This is a genomic window from Paenibacillus tundrae (assembly GCF_036884255.1).
GTDB lineage: Bacteria > Bacillota > Bacilli > Paenibacillales > Paenibacillaceae > Paenibacillus.
Genome location: NZ_CP145605.1, coordinates 328,330 through 348,015, shown reverse-complemented (window position 1 = coordinate 348,015; position 19,686 = coordinate 328,330). Strand labels below are relative to the sequence as shown.

At 45.5% G+C, this 19,686-nt stretch carries 15 protein-coding genes and 2 rRNA genes; 5 read left to right on the top strand and 12 right to left on the bottom strand.

Features of this window, described 5'->3' with window-relative positions:
* Position 1: 1 nt before the first annotated feature.
* The 4 genes from V6W81_RS01560 to V6W81_RS01545 form a co-directional block, all read right to left on the bottom strand.
* Positions 2-2,927 (bottom strand): 23S ribosomal RNA (locus V6W81_RS01560).
* 305 nt (positions 2,928-3,232) lie between these two features.
* Positions 3,233-4,785, bottom strand: a 16S ribosomal RNA gene (locus tag V6W81_RS01555).
* Together the 16S and 23S rRNA genes form the textbook arrangement of a ribosomal RNA operon.
* Before the next feature lie 625 nt (positions 4,786-5,410).
* The gene (rocF, locus tag V6W81_RS01550) at positions 5,411-6,379 is read right to left on the bottom strand and encodes an arginase (RefSeq protein ID WP_338541338.1); all 969 of its coding nucleotides are present in this window, start codon (positions 6,377-6,379) and stop codon (positions 5,411-5,413) included.
* Positions 6,380-6,435: 56 nt separating this feature from the next.
* Positions 6,436-7,629 (bottom strand): ornithine--oxo-acid transaminase, encoded by a 1,194-nt coding sequence (locus tag V6W81_RS01545; RefSeq protein WP_338541337.1) that lies wholly within the window; start codon positions 7,627-7,629, stop codon positions 6,436-6,438.
* A gap of 450 nt (positions 7,630-8,079) precedes the next feature.
* Here V6W81_RS01545 and V6W81_RS01540 point away from each other — a divergent pair, with 450 nt between their 5' ends.
* Entirely contained in the window at positions 8,080-8,724 is a 645-nt protein-coding gene (locus V6W81_RS01540; RefSeq protein WP_145053600.1) for a GntR family transcriptional regulator, read from the top strand.
* A gap of 142 nt (positions 8,725-8,866) precedes the next feature.
* Here V6W81_RS01540 and V6W81_RS01535 read toward each other — a convergent pair whose 3' ends face one another.
* Positions 8,867-9,592 carry a class I SAM-dependent methyltransferase gene (locus V6W81_RS01535; protein WP_338541336.1) on the bottom strand — a complete coding sequence of 242 codons (726 nt, stop codon included), beginning with the start codon at positions 9,590-9,592 and terminating at the stop codon, positions 8,867-8,869.
* Between the two features lie 163 nt (positions 9,593-9,755).
* Here V6W81_RS01535 and V6W81_RS01530 point away from each other — a divergent pair, with 163 nt between their 5' ends.
* Positions 9,756-10,106 (top strand): hypothetical protein, encoded by a 351-nt coding sequence (locus V6W81_RS01530; RefSeq protein ID WP_145053596.1) that lies wholly within the window; start codon positions 9,756-9,758, stop codon positions 10,104-10,106.
* A gap of 236 nt (positions 10,107-10,342) precedes the next feature.
* Here V6W81_RS01530 and V6W81_RS01525 read toward each other — a convergent pair whose 3' ends face one another.
* From V6W81_RS01525 to V6W81_RS01510, 4 genes are all read right to left on the bottom strand, one after another.
* Positions 10,343-10,570 carry a cold-shock protein gene (locus V6W81_RS01525; protein WP_056697134.1) on the bottom strand — a complete coding sequence of 76 codons (228 nt, stop codon included), beginning with the start codon at positions 10,568-10,570 and terminating at the stop codon, positions 10,343-10,345.
* 185 nt (positions 10,571-10,755) lie between these two features.
* Positions 10,756-10,956 carry a cold-shock protein gene (locus V6W81_RS01520; protein ID WP_024633772.1) on the bottom strand — a complete coding sequence of 67 codons (201 nt, stop codon included), beginning with the start codon at positions 10,954-10,956 and terminating at the stop codon, positions 10,756-10,758.
* Positions 10,957-11,341: 385 nt separating this feature from the next.
* Complete coding sequence (locus tag V6W81_RS01515) at positions 11,342-11,578, bottom strand: DUF6953 family protein (RefSeq protein WP_056697132.1); 237 nt, start codon at positions 11,576-11,578, stop codon at positions 11,342-11,344.
* A gap of 128 nt (positions 11,579-11,706) precedes the next feature.
* A complete protein-coding gene (locus V6W81_RS01510; RefSeq protein WP_338541335.1) occupies positions 11,707-12,489 on the bottom strand; it encodes a CPBP family intramembrane glutamic endopeptidase in 783 nt (260 codons plus the stop codon).
* 312 nt (positions 12,490-12,801) lie between these two features.
* On the opposite strand from V6W81_RS01510, the gene V6W81_RS01505 reads away from it, so the two are divergent.
* Positions 12,802-13,473, top strand: a complete 672-nt coding sequence (locus V6W81_RS01505) for a phosphatase PAP2 family protein (RefSeq protein ID WP_338541334.1) — start codon at positions 12,802-12,804, stop codon at positions 13,471-13,473.
* Positions 13,474-13,686: 213 nt separating this feature from the next.
* Here V6W81_RS01505 and V6W81_RS01500 read toward each other — a convergent pair whose 3' ends face one another.
* Entirely contained in the window at positions 13,687-14,466 is a 780-nt protein-coding gene (locus V6W81_RS01500) for a helix-turn-helix transcriptional regulator (RefSeq protein ID WP_145053590.1), read from the bottom strand.
* Between the two features lie 110 nt (positions 14,467-14,576).
* On the opposite strand from V6W81_RS01500, the gene pyk reads away from it, so the two are divergent.
* A complete protein-coding gene (gene pyk / locus V6W81_RS01495) occupies positions 14,577-15,992 on the top strand; it encodes a pyruvate kinase (RefSeq protein ID WP_145053588.1) in 1,416 nt (471 codons plus the stop codon).
* A 139-nt stretch (positions 15,993-16,131) separates the two neighbouring features.
* On the opposite strand, the gene V6W81_RS01490 is transcribed toward pyk, so the two are convergent.
* Both V6W81_RS01490 and V6W81_RS01485 read right to left on the bottom strand, forming a co-directional pair.
* On the bottom strand, positions 16,132-17,655 hold the full coding sequence (locus tag V6W81_RS01490; protein ID WP_338541333.1) for a methyl-accepting chemotaxis protein: 1,524 nt from the start codon (positions 17,653-17,655) through the stop codon (positions 16,132-16,134).
* A 172-nt stretch (positions 17,656-17,827) separates the two neighbouring features.
* Positions 17,828-18,277, bottom strand: a complete 450-nt coding sequence (locus tag V6W81_RS01485; RefSeq protein ID WP_145053584.1) for an SRPBCC family protein — start codon at positions 18,275-18,277, stop codon at positions 17,828-17,830.
* A gap of 562 nt (positions 18,278-18,839) precedes the next feature.
* On the opposite strand from V6W81_RS01485, the gene V6W81_RS01480 reads away from it, so the two are divergent.
* Positions 18,840-19,655 carry an AraC family transcriptional regulator gene (locus V6W81_RS01480; RefSeq protein ID WP_338541332.1) on the top strand — a complete coding sequence of 272 codons (816 nt, stop codon included), beginning with the start codon at positions 18,840-18,842 and terminating at the stop codon, positions 19,653-19,655.
* Positions 19,656-19,686 lie beyond the last annotated feature (31 nt).

Below are 19,686 nucleotides of genomic sequence, written 5' to 3'. Positions count from 1 at the left end.
ATTGGATAAGCCCTCGACCGATTAGTACTGGTCAGCTCCATGCATTGCTGCACTTCCACCCCCAGCCTATCTACCTCGTCGTCTTCAAGGGGTCTTACATACTGGGAAATCTCATCTTGAGGGGGGCTTCACGCTTAGATGCTTTCAGCGCTTATCCCGTCCGTACATAGCTACCCAGCGGTGCTCCTGGCGGAACAACTGGTACACCAGCGGTACGTCCATCCCGGTCCTCTCGTACTAAGGACAGCTCCTCTCAAATTTCCTACGCCCACGACAGATAGGGACCGAACTGTCTCACGACGTTCTGAACCCAGCTCGCGTACCGCTTTAATGGGCGAACAGCCCAACCCTTGGGACCTACTTCAGCCCCAGGATGCGATGAGCCGACATCGAGGTGCCAAACCTCCCCGTCGATGTGGACTCTTGGGGGAGATAAGCCTGTTATCCCCAGGGTAGCTTTTATCCGTTGAGCGATGGCCCTTCCATGCGGTACCACCGGATCACTAAGCCCGACTTTCGTCCCTGCTCGACTTGTAGGTCTCGCAGTCAAGCTCCCTTATGCCTTTGCACTCTTCGAATGATTTCCAACCATTCTGAGGGAACCTTTGGGCGCCTCCGTTACTCTTTAGGAGGCGACCGCCCCAGTCAAACTGCCCACCTGACACTGTCCCCGCACCGGATTACGGTACCAGGTTAGAACCTAGATACGATCAGGGTGGTATCCCAACGGTGCCTCCACCGAAGCTGGCGCTCCGGTTTCAAAGGCTCCCACCTATCCTGTACAGATCGTACCCAAATTCAATATCAAGCTGCAGTAAAGCTCCATGGGGTCTTTCCGTCTTGTCGCGGGTAACCTGCATCTTCACAGGTATTAAAATTTCACCGGATCTCTCGTTGAGACAGCGCCCAAGTCGTTACGCCATTCGTGCGGGTCAGAATTTACCTGACAAGGAATTTCGCTACCTTAGGACCGTTATAGTTACGGCCGCCGTTTACTGGGGCTTCGGTTCACAGCTTCGGATTGCTCCTAACCGCTCCCCTTAACCTTCCAGCACCGGGCAGGCGTCAGCCCGTATACTTCGCCTTACGGCTTCGCACAGACCTGTGTTTTTGCTAAACAGTCGCTTGGGCCTTTTCACTGCGGCCCCCTCGTGCTATTCACACTACCGGGGCACCCCTTCTCCCGAAGTTACGGGGTCATTTTGCCGAGTTCCTTAACGAGAGTTCTTCCGCGCGCCTTAGAATTCTCTTCTCGCCTACCTGTGTCGGTTTGCGGTACGGGCACCATCACCTGGCTAGAGACTTTTCTTGGCAGTGTGAGATCATGACCTTCGCTACTGTAATTTTCACTCCCCATCACAGCCCAGCCTTACGATGTGCGGATTTGCCTACACATCAGCCTCACTGCTTGGACAGGCATCCATCAGCCTGCGTCACTACCCTACTGCGTCCTCCCATTGCTCATAACGGCTTACGGTGGTACAGGAATTTCGACCTGTTGTCCTTCGACTACGCCTTTCGGCCTCGCCTTAGGTCCCGACTTACCCTGAGTGGACGAGCCTTCCTCAGGAACCCTTAGGCTTTCGGCGGATCAGATTCTCACTGATCTTTTCGTTACTCATACCGGCATTCTCACTTGTATAATGTCCAGCGCTCCTTACGGTACACCTTCAACCCTTATACAACGCTCCCCTACCCCTGATGCAAAGCATCAAGCCATAGCTTCGGTGGTGTGTTTAGCCCCGTTACATTTTCGGCGCAGAGTCACTCGACCAGTGAGCTATTACGCACTCTTTAAATGGTGGCTGCTTCTAAGCCAACATCCTGGTTGTCTGTGCAACTCCACATCCTTTCCCACTTAACACACACTTGGGGACCTTAGCTGATGGTCTGGGCTGTTTCCCTTTTGACAATGGATCTTAGCACTCACTGTCTGACTCCCGGAAGTAAGTCTATGGCATTCGGAGTTTGACTGAGCTTGGTAACCCTTGCGGGCCCCGCACCCAATCAGTGCTCTACCTCCACGACTCTGTTTTCCGAGGCTAGCCCTAAAGCTATTTCGGGGAGAACCAGCTATCTCCGAGTTCGATTGGAATTTCTCCGCTACCCCCACCTCATCCCCGCACTTTTCAACGTGCGTGGGTTCGGGCCTCCAGTGCGTGTTACCGCACCTTCACCCTGGACAGGGGTAGATCACCCGGTTTCGGGTCTACGTCCACGTACTACATCGCCCTATTCAGACTCGCTTTCGCTGCGGCTCCGGCTCTTCACCTTAACCTTGCACGGGAACGTAACTCGCCGGTTCATTCTACAAAAGGCACGCCATCACCCCTAAAACGGGCTCTGACTTTTTGTAAGCACACGGTTTCAGGTTCTATTTCACTCCCCTTCCGGGGTGCTTTTCACCTTTCCCTCACGGTACTGCTTCACTATCGGTCGCTAGGAAGTATTTAGCCTTGGCAGATGGTCCTGCCGGATTCATACGGGGTTTCACGTGCCCCGCACTACTCGGGATCCGTCTCGGAGGGAACAGACTTTCAATTACAGGGCTTTTACCTTCTTTGGCGGGCCTTTCCAGACCTCTTCGTTTAACCGGTTCCTTTGTAACTCCATGTGAGACGTCCCACAACCCCAAAGAGCAAGCTCTCTGGTTTGGGCTTCTCCGCGTTCGCTCGCCGCTACTGACGGAATCACTATTGTTTTCTCTTCCTCAAGGTACTTAGATGTTTCAGTTCCCCTGGTATGCCTCTACATAACCTATGTATTCAGTTATGAGTAACTGGAAATTACCCCAGCTGGGTTTCCCCATTCGGACACCCCCGGATCAAAGCTTGCTTACAGCTCCCCGAGGCAGTTTCGTTGTTCGCCACGTCCTTCATCGGCTCCTAGCGCCTAGGCATCCTCCGTGTGCTCTTAGTAGCTTAACCATTCGCTCGTGTTCGAGCTGTCACTTCCCTTGTTTTGCTTGCGCAAAGCCAAAAGTCGTTCCATTTCGATCACTCACTCCAGCAGTCTACCTTATAAAACACTTCACTTGTTTACACAAGATCAGCTAAAAGGAATGTTCTAATTCGCATTTTCGTTCGTTTCGATATCTAGTTTTCAAAGAACAAGCTCCATGCAAAAGCAAGCTGTTTGAGAGTTTGAGCTCTCAAAACTGAGCAACGAGTGAGTAGTTTGCAGCTGAGCTGCATATTTGAATGTTTCCGCTACGGGAAACGATTCTCCATAGAAAGGAGGTGATCCAGCCGCACCTTCCGATACGGCTACCTTGTTACGACTTCACCCCAATCATCTATCCCACCTTCGGCGGCTGGCTCCTTGCGGTTACCCCACCGACTTCGGGTGTTATAAACTCTCGTGGTGTGACGGGCGGTGTGTACAAGACCCGGGAACGTATTCACCGCGGCATGCTGATCCGCGATTACTAGCAATTCCGACTTCATGCAGGCGAGTTGCAGCCTGCAATCCGAACTGAGACCGGCTTTGTTGGGATTGGCTCCACCTCGCGGTTTCGCAGCCCGTTGTACCGGCCATTGTAGTACGTGTGTAGCCCAGGTCATAAGGGGCATGATGATTTGACGTCATCCCCACCTTCCTCCGGTTTGTCACCGGCAGTCTATCTAGAGTGCCCATCCGAAATGCTGGCAACTAAATATAAGGGTTGCGCTCGTTGCGGGACTTAACCCAACATCTCACGACACGAGCTGACGACAACCATGCACCACCTGTCTCCTCTGTCCCGAAGGAAAGGTACATCTCTGTACCGGTCAGAGGGATGTCAAGACCTGGTAAGGTTCTTCGCGTTGCTTCGAATTAAACCACATACTCCACTGCTTGTGCGGGTCCCCGTCAATTCCTTTGAGTTTCAGTCTTGCGACCGTACTCCCCAGGCGGAGTGCTTAATGTGTTAACTTCGGCACCAAGGGTATCGAAACCCCTAACACCTAGCACTCATCGTTTACGGCGTGGACTACCAGGGTATCTAATCCTGTTTGCTCCCCACGCTTTCGCGCCTCAGCGTCAGTTACAGCCCAGAGAGTCGCCTTCGCCACTGGTGTTCCTCCACATATCTACGCATTTCACCGCTACACGTGGAATTCCACTCTCCTCTTCTGCACTCAAGTCACCCAGTTTCCAGTGCGATCCGGGGTTGAGCCCCGGGATTAAACACCAGACTTAAATGACCGCCTGCGCGCGCTTTACGCCCAATAATTCCGGACAACGCTTGCCCCCTACGTATTACCGCGGCTGCTGGCACGTAGTTAGCCGGGGCTTTCTTCTCAGGTACCGTCACCTCAGGAGCAGTTACTCTCCTAAGCGTTCTTCCCTGGCAACAGAGCTTTACGATCCGAAAACCTTCATCACTCACGCGGCATTGCTCCGTCAGGCTTTCGCCCATTGCGGAAGATTCCCTACTGCTGCCTCCCGTAGGAGTCTGGGCCGTGTCTCAGTCCCAGTGTGGCCGATCACCCTCTCAGGTCGGCTACGCATCGTCGCCTTGGTGAGCCGTTACCTCACCAACTAGCTAATGCGCCGCAGGCCCATCCTCAAGTGATAGATTGCTCCATCTTTCCAGTTTCCTTCAGGCGAAGAAAACAAGTATTCGGTATTAGCTACCGTTTCCGGTAGTTGTCCCAAGCTTGAGGGCAGGTTGCCTACGTGTTACTCACCCGTCCGCCGCTAACCATCAGAGAAGCAAGCTTCTCTTCAAGTCCGCTCGACTTGCATGTATTAGGCATGCCGCCAGCGTTCGTCCTGAGCCAGGATCAAACTCTCCAATAAAGTATTGAAAAGAGCGATTAGCTCATTTTGAATCTGACGAGATTAAAAATCTCAATTGTGCTTCGAAATCATCCAGTCCGAAGACGTGTACCGATTTCTCAGCGTCGATCTTGCAAGCAAGATCGTTACTCACTCGTTGTTCAGTTTTCAAAGATCAAACTTATTTCAGTGCCGACATTCGTTCTCGTCAGCAACTTTTATATCTTATCACATCCGAACCAACTTTGCAAGCTCTTTTTTTTAAGTTTCTTTCGAAGATTATTTTGTTTGCTTGCGGCACCGTGTTTCTCGTGTTTTCTTGGCCGGAATTAGAATATACCATGTACAGATTTAGAACGCAAGCTTTTTTTCAAAAGTTTTATACTCCGCACTACCCTTATAGCAACAATGAATCATCTACCTTTTCTAATAGCCGTTCACACCATCCGCATCCATCTTCTATCCGTTACACCCGTTCATACGCACAACCAGAATAAATGCCAGAACGCTCTCCCTCTCCTTAATGAAAGGGTAACCGCCCTGGCTATCTTCAGAACACTTTCTTCTATAGTAAGAACATCATTACATACAGATCATTCATATACACTAATGACTAAAGACACTAACTATATTCACAACATATCCACTATAGAATTCGTTTGCCAAGCAGAGAAGCGATCAGCTCTACCCCAAGTCTTGCGGTATGTCTATTCTGATCAAACAAAGGATTGACCTCTACCAACTCCATAGATGTGATTCGATTCGTCGACGCAAGCAGCTCCAATGCAAAATGCGCTTCACGATAGTTCAACCCTCCCGGAACTGGCGTCCCTACCCCTGGCGCTTCACGAGGATCAAGGCAATCCATATCAAAGCTAACGTGGATCCCGTCTGTACCTTCACCTACTATAGAGAGCGTCTGTTTAATAACCTGCTCTATACCTAATCGGTCGATATCATGCATTGTATAGCTTTTGATGCCAAGCGTTCTAATCTGAAGCTTCTCATAGTCATCCAAGTCACGCAAACCAATGTAAACCACCTTCGAAGGATCAATGAATGAGCCAGCACCAGGAATCTGAGAAAAGTTAAACGATGAATGCCCCATCGCTACTGCTAAACCCATGCCATGCACATTACCGGATAAGCTATGCTCTTCAGTATTGAGATCAGCATGTGCGTCGAACCAGATCACTCCCAACTTAGAGTAGTTCGCACTTAAGCCAGCCAAAGTACCAATAGCAATACTATGATCACCACCAAGTACCAGAGGGAATGCACCTTCAGTAACCGCATTAGAAACTTCACGACACACGCTTGCGCTTACCTGGCGTACTTCCGATAAATATTTTCCTCGGGATTGTTCAGTAGAAGAGGTCGGTATATTCGTGCAATCAACCTTCACCTCTCGTTGAACAGTTAGACCTAGTCGTGCAATTTCTCTTCTCAGTCCTGCAGTAATCAGTTCATCCGGACCCAGCTCTGCCCCACCTCGTGCTCCAGCTAATCCAAAAGGCACTTTAATAATGGCAACCTGGCGGCCTTCCTCAGATTCAAGAGGTAACTCACTATTAGCATACGGTTTACCTACAGATGCGTGCTCGTCTTTTCCCATGCAAGTCATCTCCCTCAGTATTTTATATGAAGTAAGTCATCCAATACGGTATAGAACTATTCGCTTAGCACCCTATGAATCTTCTCTAACGCCCAGTCCATTTCATCCTTCGTAATTGTTAAAGGTGGCGCAAAGCGTATGGTGGTATCATGAGTCTCTTTGCACAGTAGACCTTCCGCCATTAATCGCTCACAGAAAGAACGTGCCGGTACATGTAGTTCAACACCAATAAACAATCCCCGACCTCGAATTTCTTTAATGACCGAACTACGAATGCTCTGAAGCCCCTTCATAAAATAAAGACCTGAACGCTCTGATTGCTCAGCAAGCTTCTCATCCTCTAACACCTCCAAGGCCGCAATCGCAACCGCGCATGCTAATGGATTACCTCCAAACGTAGAACCATGCGATCCCGGCTCGAATAGATCCAATATGCTTGCATCAGCTGCAACAGCAGAAATAGGCATCACTCCTCCACCTAAGGCTTTGCCCATAATCCATAGATCAGGTTCTGCTCCCTCCCAGTCAGAGGCAAACCGACGGCCTGTTCGACCGAATCCAGTCTGGATCTCATCGGCTATAGTTAGCACATGTTGCTGCTTGCACCAAGAGAATGCGTCTGCAAGATAACCTTTTGGCGGGATAACAATACCCGCCTCCCCTTGAATGGGCTCTACTAGAAATGCTGCCGTATTCGGAGTAATGGCCTGTTTCAATGCCTCAAGATCTCCATACGGAATAATGCGAAATCCCGGTGTGAAGGGGCCAAAATCTTTTTTATATTCTTCGGAGGATGAAAATGAAGTCACGGTTAACGTTCTACCATGGAAGTTACCAGCACACACAATGATCTCTGCCTGGTTTTCCGGCACTCCCTTGCTACGATAAGCCCACCTGCGGGCTGCTTTAACGGCAGTCTCTACAGCTTCGGCACCGGTATTCATCGCCAAAATCTTCGACTTGCCTGTGAACTGTGAGAGTTTTTGATAAAAAAGAGAGGCAGCCGTGCTATGAAAAGCACGCGATGTTAGTGTGACTTGATCTGCTTGATTCTTCAGTGCCTGTATAATGGTAGGATGCCTGTGCCCATGATTCATAGCCGAGTATGCACTCAACATATCCATGTATCGTCGGCCTTCCGGATCCTCAACCCAAACCCCCTCCGCACGTTCAATCACAATTGGAAGAGGGTGATAATTGGGAGCCGCATAACGTTCTGACCATTCCATTAGCTGTTTAGAATCCGGCATAGATCTCAGCACTCCTTTAACATTATATTGTATACAAAATACAACATTAGCGTATGCTTCGCCCTAACTACGCAAGGCTGGTTATTACTTATTCCACCACAGTCTATACTCGACAGATCCTACTTTAATATATGATTTTCTTAGAGAAAAATTTACAACGTAATTTTGTATACAATATACAACATACAATATATGGTCTTTATTGTAAGTAATAGTATCAAACAATACACTTGAATTCAATACATGAAACGAATTTATACGTCCCTTCTCTATATTTTAATATGTAGACAACGCAGTATCATCATTATGCAAGTTAGCGCTTACGTTTGCTTGCCCAACTCCCACCTCGGTGTTAAGATGATAAAAACTTGAAACACTTGAGCGGTGCACGATTCCGGGGTCACTCCCCACACACATCTAATCATCACTATATAGAAGGGAGGATTCGGTATGGAAGTACCTAAATACCGGTCCTTGAAAGATCACGTTTACGATTATATAGCACAGAAAATTCAAGACGGCACACTGCTCCCGAATCAAAAAATCAACGAGGCAGAAATCTGCAAAAAACTCGATATCAGTCGCACGCCTACGCGGGAGGCTCTGTTTCAACTCGCTTCAGACAACCTGCTGCAATATATCCCTCGCAGAGGTTTTATCGTCACGCCTTTTGATGCAGGCAAAAAGTTAGAGTTCTCTCAAGCCATCGGAGCTCTCGAAGCACTTGCTGCAACACTGGCTGTAGATCTCCTCAAAACTTCGGAGTTGCTGGAGATGGAAACCCTTATTGCTCGAATGGACGAAGCGATTAACCAATTGGATCTAGCAGCCTATAACAAGGATCAATATCAGTTCCACAATTTATACATTCAGCGATGTGGTAATGCTACGGTGATCGAGATGTTAAACACACTGAAGAATAGCTTTATTCGTCAATCGTATGTGAGCGATAATAAATCGAAGCTGTCTAGTGTCCTCCACGAAGTTAACGAGGAACACCGGCAAATACTCAGCGCTTTCCGAGCCAAGGATAAGCTTCATTTGGAGTCTTTGCTTAAGCATCACTGGCGAATTATCGATAACGACATGTTATAAACCTGCGATCTTAGAGATGCAATAATAAAGTAATACCGTTATTACAACTAGAGGGTAGCCCGTAACATACGGACTACCCTCTTAATACAGCAGACACACCTCACAACCTAGCTCAAGTAAATACTTAACCATGACTATAATTTTACTCATTCCTTAATGGTACCTTCGCCTCAATCACAGCATATCCCAATCTTTTGCCATACTTAGCGAGTAAACGATCATTCATTCCACTCATACGCTGCACTTGCTCATCCTCAAGCAATGTCATATCCATCTCCCGATAAGGATCATGATCCACACCCCATCTTCCCATTGAGCGTGAATGTTCGTGTACTGTAATTGCTGTAAATCCACTTTGTCTCAGACGTCTTTTCCACCTATTTATGCTTGCTAGTGTCCTGATCCCATAGAACTGTTTCAGCTTGCGGCTCATGATCTCCGTCTTCCGCCCGGATAAGATCATCTCTCGATCAATCAACAGACCACCTGGCTTCAAAACACGCTTATATTCAGACAGAGCAGCACGCCAGCGGGTAAAGATTGTGACAGATTCTACAAACACCACATCAAACCGATCATCTGGAAAAGGTAAAGCCGTTGCATCCGCCTGAATGAAACGAATATCCAACCGCTCACGCCTAGCGCGTCGCACAGCTTTCTCCAACATTCCACGGTGAAGATCTACTGCAGTCACGCGATAACCATGACGCGCTAAGTGGCATGCCGTTCTTCCCGTTCCGCAACCCACTTCAAGTATCTGACTACGAGATGGCAGAGATAAGGAATCCAGCAATTGTACTGTTGCTTCGAAACCGCCCGGATGTGCACTCCCTTCTCCCAATCCCGCCAGTAAATCATGATAGTCCATGACTCCAGCTCCTTCCTACACTCTTTAGTGTATGGAACAATTCCAAAAACGGCACCTCCCTATGCTTTTTCCGGGTACTCGTCCATACCAAATCTCCTACCTTTTACTATGATATAGAAACCGTTGATTTCAGGCGGCAACCGCAACTACGAGGGGGATATGCATGTATAGAATTCATCCGGTATGTGAAGATACGGTGTCTCCGCACGTTGGACGCCCGGTTTGTCTTATTATGAAAGACGGAAAGCATATGTATGGCACACTTGGAAGATGCCGTGACGGCAAAATATTTTTGGATGGCTGTTACGAGGGACCTCGACTCTCTTCTGTTCAGGCCAAGCAACAGCAGCATAAAAAAGGCAATAAGAATGCAGCCAAAACAGTTCAATCCTCAGCTTATGGACCGTATGGTTATGGTCGCGGATATGGACGTGGATACGGCCGCGGGTTCGGTACAGGATTTGACATCGCACTCGTCTCCACACTCCTGTTACTGCCTTTTCTCTTCATCTAATCTATGAACGAGAACAAGTAGCCCATTCTTATTAAGTATCCGTGAAACAGCAATAAGCTTCTCGCATACTGCGAGAAGCTTATTTTTGGGGTTTGTAATACGCTATTTATAACAGCAACAAAAAAGGCATTCGCCAAAACGAATGCCAGGAACTTCATATTTAGTACCCATGCCTTTTAACAACGGGTGTATTTAACTTTAAAAAAAAACACCTCGTAAGAGGCGGGTAAGCTATATTAAATCCGATTTCCTTTAGACATCGTTTTCAGGTTACTATTCGAATTCTCAAGCAATGGCAGCATCCTAGTCGTGCTAACCATCTCAGAAGCACATATCGGACAAGTAGGCACGCTATCAAACGCAAAATTGTCCCGCATCCATCCTTTGCACGTATCGCTCGTACATTCCCAGATTGCCGCATCCGCTTGTGGAATCTCTTCCAACGGTTTTTTGCGATTATACATGACTTCTACCCCCTTTGTTATGGAAAAACATCTAACCGACGTTATTTCACAGAAGCCTATCTTAGCGGAAGTTTGTACTCCACCAGACTCCTGCCTCGACAACTAATGGGCCGACTTTCATTATATACTCAAAAAAAAGAAGCTGCCTTTACCATTATAACATGTTAAAGGCAGCTATGCTTTAATTACAGTTTTACAACTTCTTCTGCTTGAGGACCACGGTTTCCTTGTACAATTTTAAATTGCACGCGTTGACCTTCGTCCAGCGTTTTGAAGCCTTCGCCTGTAATAGCGCTGAAGTGTACGAATACATCTTCTCCGCCTTCAACTTCGATGAAACCGAAGCCTTTATCAGCGTTGAACCATTTTACTGTTCCGTTTTGCATGTGAATTACACCTCCAAATAAAGATTAACATGTTCCTTTGTTCTTTGCAGCAAGCAAATAAAAATTCACACATTGAAAAAGGTACCAGTCATAACCTATAAGTGATCGCCCTTTACAATATGTGAATTAGGTTTTCCACTTCTCTACAACATGTTCTTATTATAACTCTGATTCTGCCAAAAAGCAAATCTTTGTATTTTCTTTTCAAACAGCTTTGGAAATACATGTTATTCCGCGCAGTACAACAGGGTTTTTCAGCCCCCTGCTCCTGCACGGTCTTACCAAAGGATATGCAAAAGACATCCAAATTATACCCTTTTTTATAAAAAAAAAGAGTAGCTGCAGTTTCAATATTTCTGTATGACGCTGTACTGCAAGATAAATGTTATGTCCATGCCCACGTAAAGCTATCTCGATCCCAAGCAATCCGTCCACCGTGTAGCTTACGGAACGCCTTTTTTACTTCTTTTTCTAAGGATGCATTCCCGCTTTCATTCACAAACACAAATTCTTCTCCAAAATTGGACTTCACATATGCTATAGCAGCTTCTTGACGAAGCGTGCCCGTGAATTTAATCTCTTGTACCATCCATTCTGCTACATCCTGTGCAGTTTTCTCCATAATACACCTACAATCGCACATTGTACGGCTTAACTTGTGTTTCAACACACAGCCTGTTTACCGTCTGGTTAAGTATAACACGTTCCATAGGATTGACGGCAAACAGAGCTACCATGTCAGAAATTTCTTTATCGATTCATCGGTTGTGAAGTATTACTTGAGTCTATGCTATGTCGTTGTGTTCGCACACTGTATGTTAACCAAATGCAGTAGCCCACAAGAACAACTATTACAAAGATATCATAAGGAAGTGTACCCGTATCCTGTAGATCGTCTCCCAGAAATTGAATCAAATTATGTACAAAGTGAAAAAGAACTAAGGGTATGATATTCCCATTCTTCAACATTAAGAGTGCCAGCACAGCCCCAATTAGAAGAGCATAAATAAGCTGCAAAGCAATATCAGCCATATTCTGGCCGGATAAAGCATTCATAATATGCGTGATCGAAAAAAGGATACTGGAGGTTAGGACAGCAGTAGCTGCACTCTTTCTTAGAAGGATGTTAAATATCAGCCCTCGATAAATCGTTTCTTCAACAAAAGCGACGAGTAGGGTGAAAAAGATAAAAAAGATCACCTTGGACAGCGTGAGTTCTCCAAATCCCTTCAAAGCGATTGTACCCAATACAAGTATTAGCGGAATATAATACTTCGTCTGCTCTGCTGGAATGGTTCGCAAAGACCGGAATCCGATCTCACCCCACTTACGCCGCAAAGTTAAATAGATGATTAGTACAATCGCAATCGGTGTGAACGATAGAAGTACAGGAGACGTGTAGTCAAGTTGCTTGATCGTTGCCACTGCACCTGCTGCAAACACGGCGAACAAGAGTAACAGTTCAATGATGACTACAGCTAGAATAGGCCTCCTCTTCGAGAACGATTCTTTTCTAATTTGAGCGTTTGCCATAAGGTAGTACCAGCCTCTTTTCATTTTCTTTTGTCGCCTCACCAAATTAAGATGACACTACAGTTGTACTACAATATGCAATATATTACAGTATCCTTTTTTGGATAAAACTATAAAAGTAACAAAAAAGAGACTTTCTTCACGGGGTTTTCCCCTAAAATCAGGTATGGCTTATGTCTGGTTCTGTACATTATAGTACTATGGAAAATTTCATTCCTTCATTTCTGCAGGGTAACAATCTTGGAATATCGTCTTATATAGAGAGAATCCAAAGAACCGTGCAGGATGCACATCAAAGATCAGGGGGAACTTATGAAAGCACTATTTCTACGCTGGGGACATCTACTGGCTATACTTTGTATACCTTTGCAAGGCTCCATTTATGTTTTTCTAGGTAGCAACACGGGTAGTGACGTCTTCTACAACTATGCTTGGATTGATACCCAGATTCCTTTTATTAAAGAATTTATTTACCCATATATCAGTTGGATGCCCATTCTGTATCTTGGATTTATCTATCTGGGGCTGACCAATAAATCATTATTTTGGCGTACGTTACTTACGTATAATGTAGGGGTGATCGCCGCCAACATCTGTTTTGCGGTATTTCCGACGCATGTGCCACGCCCCGTTGTAGGTGGAACCGATTTGAGTAGCTGGCTGGTTCAATTCATTTATACAAATGATGCACCATTCAACTGTTTTCCAAGTATTCATTGTCTCACGAGCTATATGTTGTTTATTATCATCAACCGTCATTTGAACTTCAAACCGGTACTACGAATCTCGTTATCTGTTTGGTTATGGTTAATCATCGCTTCCACTGTATTTGTAAAACAACATTCCCTGCTTGATGTTGCCGGTGGAATCTTGTTTGCTGAAGCAGCCTACTGGGCAGTTCATGCGGTACTTCTTCGTCGTAGCTCGGCTCACCAAAAAGAAAAACAAACGCTGGGTACAGCCAACACCAGCAGCAATGCCTAGATTAAGGAATGAATAAAACACAGGTTGGTGCAATTCACTACCTAGTAACTTAAAAAGAGAGCCACCGGCTCTCTTTTTTTTTATTCGCTCATTCACTCCGTGGATCTTATGAACTTATAATCCCAGACTTTAGCCTTCATGTCTTTTCAATAGAAGAAAGTAAGCATGGTTAACCCTTCAGACTAAGGATTTCATAACTCAGTACTACAGTTTTCATATTACAGGTGGCCGCTCATGTAGGAAATCAGACGGTGGGCTTCCTATGATTCGTTTGAAGATTCGATAAAAATAAGACAAGTCGCGATATCCGAGGAATTCGGCAACTTCTTGAATTGAGAGCTGTGACTCGGTAAGCAGATATACCGCTCTTTTCATCCGTTGATCATGGACATATTGGCTGATGGTCTGGTTTGTCATACTTTTGAACAACGCTGCTGCATAGTTCGGGGTCTTACCAATCTCATCACCCAGCTCCTCTTTCGTTACCTTCTCCCTATAATGACGCTCAATATATCGTTTCATACGCTCCGCCTGCATATGACGCTCCGGTGGAATAACTCCTCGGTCCAGCTCACGGTTCACATAAATCAGCACTTCCATCAATAAGGCTTGGCTCATCATGACATAATAAGAAGGGCGCTCCTGCCACTGCTGATGAATGGCCTTCATACGTTCATGGATCAGTTCGTAACATCCGGGCTTATGCCGCAAGACCTCTGCTCGGTCTAAAGCTGACAATGACTCCGGTGCTTCTCCTGTTAATTGAACAACAATTTGGGTATGTGTAACGGTAGGGATGCTTTTACCATAATAAGCGACACCACCGGGAATAATCAGTAGCTCGCCTTTCTCCATGATCTGTTTTTCACCGTTCACCCAATATACACATTTTCCATAAGTAACCAAGCTAAGACGCCAAGTTTCCTGTATTTGCACAGCTTCTTCGAACCATCCGACACCGTTAATGTGTCGTACTTCTAACGGAGTGACCATAATACACCTCATTATTGGACTATACTCCAATCATTGTACTATAGTTCATACCCTGATTCGACAGAAAACGCTACAATACACATATAAGCAAAATATGAGGAGGAAATAGCATGTTGAAAACAAAAATTATTTGTACTATGGGACCTGCTTGTGACTCAATCGAATTATTAAAGGTAATGATCCAGGAAGGTATGACGGTTGCACGTTTGAATATGGCTCACGGCGAGCTGGAAGATCACGTTGGACGGATCAACAATATTCGTCAAGCAGCTTCTGAGTTGAACACATACGTACCAGTTATGATGGATATCAAAGGACCAGAAGTACGGATTGGTAAACTGAAAGAAGCATCTTGCCACCTTCAAGCAGGCAAAGAGCTCATCCTTACGACAGAAGAAATTCTCGGTGACGCAGAGCGTATCTCCGTAAACTACCCAGAATTGAATCTGGTTGTGAAGCCTGGCGATCGCATCCTGATTGATGATGGTCTGGTTGATCTGACTGTATTGTCTGTAGAAGGTTCGGATATTCATTGTAAAATCATCAGCGGTGGCATCCTGAAACCACGTAAAGGTGTTAACTTGCCAGGAATCAAAACGACACTTCCAGGTGTTACTGAACGCGACGTTATGCACATTGGTTTCGGTATCGAGAACAACATCGAGATCATTGCAGCTTCATTTGTACGTAAAGGTGATGACATCCGTGAGATTCGCAGCATCTTGAAAGAGCGTGGTGCAGATCACGTACAGATCATCTCCAAAATCGAGAACCAAGAAGGTATGACTAACTTGGACGATATCATTGAAGCTTCTGACGGTATCATGGTTGCTCGTGGTGACCTTGGGGTAGAAGTACCGATTGAAGACGTACCAATGATGCAAAAAGAAATGATCGATAAATGTAACCGTGCAGGTAAACCGGTTATCGTTGCAACACACATGCTGGAGTCCATGCAAGTGAACCCACGTCCAACCCGTTCAGAAGTAAGTGACGTAGCTAATGCTGTACTTCAAGGTGCTGACGTTGTCATGTTGTCTGGTGAATCCGCTGCAGGTAAATATCCAGTGCAATCCGTGCGTACGATGGCAGCAGTTGCACGTCGTGCAGAAACGATGATTGATTACAAAGAACAATTTGCTCAAAAATCCGCACAGCAAATCGCTGATATTACTGAGGTTATTAGTCAAGGAGCTGTAAGTTCTTCTCTCGTACTCAATGCCAAAGCGATCATCACTTCAACTGAAAGTGGCTTCACAGCGCGTATGATCTCCAAATATCGTCCGAAAGCTCCAATCATTGCGGTTACTCAACATGAAGAAGTGCTTGCAAAAATTTGCTTGCTCTCCGGTGTTGTACCAGTTATGGGAGATAAGGTTACTACAACGGACGAAATGTTCGAATCCGCTACACGTAATGCGATCAAAACAGGTTACATCGAAAAAGGCGACATCATTGTATTGTCCGCTGGTGTTCCGATCGGTCAGTCCGGTAACACTAACCTGATCAAAGTTCAACAAGTATAAAATCTATAAGTCCCTTTATATAAAAACATGCATCAATATGGATGCTAAACAGCCGTTTCTCTGTAATGGAGAAACGGCTGTTTTTGTGAAGATTTCCTCCCCGCGGGAGCGCAGGAGTATTACCTGTTCGTTCGTCGTCTTACAAGTTGCGTGAGAAATTCACTAAGTCCTGGGACATCGTGTTGATCTCATCCATGGAGGCATTCACTTGTTGTGTAAGGGCAGCCTGGTTCTGTGTCAGGGTAGACATGTTACCGATATGCTCCAGAATCTGATCAACAAGTGTCTTCATTGCATGCATGCTGTCTTCAATATTAACGGTTGCATCAGAGCTATGATCTGCCAGCTTACGTACTTCCCCTGCAACGACGCCGAATCCAAGTCCCAGCTCGCCTGCACGTGCAGCTTCAATCGCTGCGTTCAACCCAAGTAGATTCGTCTGACTGGCAATCTCTCGAATAAACGTCGTAATGTTCTTCGTCTCATCCGCACTAACTTTCACCTGCGTGGCAGCCTCAGCAGATAATTCCTGTGCTGTCACCAGCTCCTGTGCCTGATCTGTAATTGAGTTAATGCCACGAACCATCTCACTGATGGATTCGGACAATTGCTCTGTTTTCCGATTCATCGCTTCGACTACCTGTGCTTTATTCTTCTCGTGAGTCACATCACGTATTGTACCAGCTACGCGCAGTGGCACCCCATCATTGTCTCGTATCGTCTCACCACCCGCATGATACCAACGATATTCACCATTCTTACGTTGTAAACGATAATCCAGATCATACGGTGTACGTCCACTATAATCATTCATATGTTCAGCAAACGCGTTAATGGTGCGATCATGATCTTCCGGATGAAGACGGGAGCTCCAACTGCTGAATACATTGGGAAAATCACTCTCATCTTTGAATCCGAGTTCTCTGCGGAACTGTGGGGACCACCAAAATTCATTGTTCGGATTAACCACATCTCCAGCAACAACGGTCATATCCCAAGGTGCTTCGACTAGGGCTCGATTGACAAGGTCATAACGTGTCACGAGTGCTTCAAGTTCATCTGACTCCGTCTTCTGATCATGGATATCAAACATGATGCCTAAGAGCTTGATGGGAACTCCCTCACTATTTCGAACAACCTGGCCCAGACAACGGAACCAGCGAACCTCGCCGCCTTTTAGTATCATTCGACTCATCACGTTATAAGGAGCCGTTTCCTTAGGGTTATTCACATTTTCCGTTATCGCTTGCACCAGTTGTGGTCTGTCCTCTGGATTAACAGATTTCGCCCAGCTTGCAAATTCATTAGGGTAATCCTCTGCATTCACATAACCAAGCATGCGCCTGAATTCATCGGAGAATGACACTTTATTATTGCGATCAAGTGGATCGCCAGCAACGATGTTAGACTCCCAGACCCCAATGTTCATTACTTGATTTAACATGGTCAGTCGTAGCGTCAGTGCTTCATTTTTTTGGCTCCTCATATGTATAGCTTTATTCACATTGCTTATTATCTCAGCATATTCTTGTAAATCTGTCTCCACAGTGGAGAGCTCATTAACCTCATTTCTCTCTGCATCTACCACAAGTTTACGACTATATTCCAGCAACTGTTGCAGCGAAGCATTTGGCTTGTTCGATTGTGTACGATTAAACAGCATGTTCATTTCTCCTCTACAGTTTTAAACCTATAATTCGACATGATTTGACATGAGTTCAGATTACACCTCCTTTTTCGTAAATACAATAAAAATAAGCGCCACATCGGCGCTTAATGGGTTTTATTTTTTTGACTATACGTTTGACTGGCATCCATCCCCAATGTCCTACCAATTACCAACCAAACTGAAGAGTCTTTCCTGTCTCTACCCAGCTCTTAATGCTGCTCAAGACCATCCACCAGCTCTGCTGTGCATTCGCAAATGACGGATGATTCTCTGTGAACTGATCATTGATTAATGTCAGCTTCGTGCATTCCCCGACGGTCTCTAGTTGGAAGGACACCCTGGATTGTAGCTCCTCATGATTCGCATGATAGGATGGTCCGGGATGTTCGAGATAACTCAAAGTAGACAAGGGTTCGAACTCCAAAATCTGCCCATACACATGAACAGTCTCTTGCCCATCGTTCCCCGGCCCAACATAGGCAAAGGGCTGACCTGGCTGAAAGTTTGAACGAAGTTCACTGCCAAAGAAGCTGCTACGTGTACCATCTGGAGAGATCAGGGCGCTCCATACCTCTTCTAGTCCAGCATTGATATAAAACTCATACTTCAGCTCCACACAATCCACTCCCCTTATGTAATTGATGTACAAGCGAGTTATTTACATGACTATCCTATCGTTATACCCTAGAGGTGTATTGTAAAAACACGACAAGACTATAGGTTAGTTTACCTTTAAGAAGTGGTTCACCAAGTCAATTTAATCATACGTTTATCTTTTGCTAAAAAAGTATCGTTATCCATATTCTTCTATGGTATATTGGGATGCAGATGAATATAAAGGACGTGAACCCGTTGGTATAACTCATGCTAACTCAATCAGGTTTGCTTTTTGAAAATTTCATATAACCTATTGGAAGTCTATTGAGCTAGATCCAACTAATGTAAAAGCAACTGAGATCATTCATAAGTTGTTGAGACAGGTTTGATTAGACTGATCCATTCCCTGTTCCAGATATACGACATATCATTAAAACTATAATATTTAACGACTACAGATTTAATCTGTAGTCGTTTTTTGGATACAACAGCAAACTTTCGTACTTGGTATAAAGATCCGCTACACTACACTTACCAGAATAACAGGAATGATCTATATGATGATGATGGGGGAACATAAGATGCAATCCGTGAATGATATGAAGAGAGCCAGCATGGGTATACTGAAGTTTAATGAGATTGAAGCTACATATCAGTTGAATCGTTATGCTCCTTCTGAAGCATTGCGTGCCTGGGTGAAGCACTTCTGGGTTGTGTCCTGGGACCTTACTGGTAAGCAGCCTTATTCGCAGCATATCGTTCCTAATCCTTGTGTGAATCTCATAGTCGAACGCGGAAATACTTTTTTCTATGGCCCTTCTAAGCATAAATTCACTTACATGATCAAGGATAAAGGCAGTGTGTTTGGTGTAAAGTTCAAACCTGGCGGTTGTTATCCTTATCTCCGTACACCTATATCTGCGCTGCATGGCAACCCCTTGCATGTTGGGCGAATCCTCAATGTTACTTCAGACGAACTGGAAGATTATCTGCTTGGAATGAAGACCGATGCGGAAAAAGTCAGCTATATGGATCAGCTTCTCTGCGAACATATACCGGCCGGGGATGCTAAAGCCCAATTCGTTGGCGAGATTGTTTCGCAGATTGAACTAAACCGAGATATGCTGAGGGTAGATGACTTAGCTGCTTATTGGAATATCCACACCAGACAGCTCCAGCGACTGTTTAATCAGTATGTAGGATTAAGTCCCAAAGCAGTAATTAAACTGTATCGTCTGCAAAATGCGGCTGAATCTATCGAACAAGGTTCTCACTATGATCTAATTCAACTTTCTCAGGATCTGGGGTATCATGACCAATCGCATTTTATCAAAGACTTCAAGTCGATCATAGGTAGTACGCCCGAAGATTACGTAAATAACCATTCAAAGAATTGATTCTACCCTCTACTAGTGAACCGCATATCTC

Excerpts from the sequence above, each read along its gene's own strand:
- rocF (WP_338541338.1), bottom strand. The coding sequence starts at position 6,379 with ATGGGAAAAGACGAGCACGCATCTGTAGGTAAACCGTATGCTAATAGT.
- V6W81_RS01545 (WP_338541337.1), bottom strand. The coding sequence starts at position 7,629 with ATGCCGGATTCTAAACAGCTAATGGAATGGTCAGAACGTTATGCGGCT.
- V6W81_RS01540 (WP_145053600.1), top strand. The coding sequence starts at position 8,080 with ATGGAAGTACCTAAATACCGGTCCTTGAAAGATCACGTTTACGATTAT.
- V6W81_RS01535 (WP_338541336.1), bottom strand. The coding sequence starts at position 9,592 with ATGGACTATCATGATTTACTGGCGGGATTGGGAGAAGGGAGTGCACAT.
- V6W81_RS01530 (WP_145053596.1), top strand. The coding sequence starts at position 9,756 with ATGTATAGAATTCATCCGGTATGTGAAGATACGGTGTCTCCGCACGTT.
- V6W81_RS01525 (WP_056697134.1), bottom strand. The coding sequence starts at position 10,570 with ATGTATAATCGCAAAAAACCGTTGGAAGAGATTCCACAAGCGGATGCG.
- V6W81_RS01520 (WP_024633772.1), bottom strand. The coding sequence starts at position 10,956 with ATGCAAAACGGAACAGTAAAATGGTTCAACGCTGATAAAGGCTTCGGT.
- V6W81_RS01515 (WP_056697132.1), bottom strand. The coding sequence starts at position 11,578 with ATGGAGAAAACTGCACAGGATGTAGCAGAATGGATGGTACAAGAGATT.
- V6W81_RS01510 (WP_338541335.1), bottom strand. The coding sequence starts at position 12,489 with ATGGCAAACGCTCAAATTAGAAAAGAATCGTTCTCGAAGAGGAGGCCT.
- V6W81_RS01505 (WP_338541334.1), top strand. The coding sequence starts at position 12,802 with ATGAAAGCACTATTTCTACGCTGGGGACATCTACTGGCTATACTTTGT.
- V6W81_RS01500 (WP_145053590.1), bottom strand. The coding sequence starts at position 14,466 with ATGGTCACTCCGTTAGAAGTACGACACATTAACGGTGTCGGATGGTTC.
- pyk (WP_145053588.1), top strand. The coding sequence starts at position 14,577 with ATGTTGAAAACAAAAATTATTTGTACTATGGGACCTGCTTGTGACTCA.
- V6W81_RS01490 (WP_338541333.1), bottom strand. The coding sequence starts at position 17,655 with ATGCTGTTTAATCGTACACAATCGAACAAGCCAAATGCTTCGCTGCAA.
- V6W81_RS01480 (WP_338541332.1), top strand. The coding sequence starts at position 18,840 with ATGCAATCCGTGAATGATATGAAGAGAGCCAGCATGGGTATACTGAAG.